Here is a 241-nt window from a genome sequence, read left to right as displayed (position 1 = left end):
GTTATGCACTTACAATTTGAATCTAGGACATTAAATTTAGCTCAAGACGATAACAAAGAAGAAAACTGGCGCTTAGGTTATCCACATAAAATAAGTGGTACTGTTTTTTATTTTATTGCACTTGAGTCCGAAAAACTGTTTGTAGAAAAAAGTGAAGTACTGGGGATATATAATGAGTTTGGCGGAAGTAGCTATAAACCAACTAGATCAAAAAACGTTCTCTTTATTAATAGCATTACGA

At 32.4% G+C, this 241-nt stretch carries 1 protein-coding gene; it reads left to right on the top strand.

What is annotated here, in order from left to right:
- Window positions 1-241: hypothetical protein (locus AAEY57_RS20925; RefSeq protein ID WP_350608772.1), on the top strand; the 241-nt coding region annotated here is incomplete at both ends.

Origin of the sequence: Pseudoalteromonas sp. MER144-MNA-CIBAN-0113, assembly GCF_040308965.1 — a bacterium.
GTDB lineage: Bacteria > Pseudomonadota > Gammaproteobacteria > Enterobacterales > Alteromonadaceae > Pseudoalteromonas > Pseudoalteromonas tetraodonis.
Note: the sequence above shows the minus strand (reverse complement) of the source record. Positions and strands in the feature narration are given on the sequence as shown.